Annotated in this window: 1 protein-coding gene; it reads right to left on the reverse strand. The window is 73.0% G+C overall.

Features of this window, described 5'->3' with window-relative positions; translation table 11 throughout:
* Positions 1-111 precede the first annotated feature (111 nt).
* The coding region (locus tag D183_RS0118215) for a glutathione binding-like protein (RefSeq protein ID WP_017910258.1) at positions 112-496 on the reverse strand (385 nt) is incomplete at its 5' end.

Below are 496 nucleotides of genomic sequence, written 5' to 3' on the forward strand. Positions count from 1 at the left end.
CTGCTGGACGGCAAGTTCGCCGGGGTGGAACGGCGAGGTCTCCAGATCCCAGCCGGCGACGCCAGCGGTCGGCGCGTTCATCGCGGTCTGCGTGCCGTCGGCCGGCAGCGCTCAGCCGGCCGACGCGCCGGGCGGCAGCGCCGGCAAGGCGACGAATCCCGGCAAGGCTTCGATCCGGGCAAGCCACGCCCGCACTTGCGGGTAAGGTTCGAGCGCGATTCCGCCTTCTGGCGCATGCGCGATGTAGGTGTAGCCGGCGATGTCGGCGATGGTCGGTTGCGCGCCGGCGGCGAACGGCGTGTCGACCAATTCCTGGTCGATCGCATCGAGCAACCGGGTCGCCGTACGCCTGGCCGCCGCCAGGTCGAGCGGCATCCCGAATGCGGTCGCCAGCCGCGCCGCGGCGGGCCCGTAGGCGATCGGCCCGGCCGCGTACGACAACCAGCGCTGCACGGTCGCTGCGCCGAGCGGCTCGTCCGGCAGCCACTGCGGATGG

The organism is Xanthomonas sp. SHU 199 (assembly GCF_000364665.1).
In the GTDB taxonomy this organism is placed as follows: Bacteria; Pseudomonadota; Gammaproteobacteria; order Xanthomonadales; family Xanthomonadaceae; genus Xanthomonas_A; species Xanthomonas_A sontii.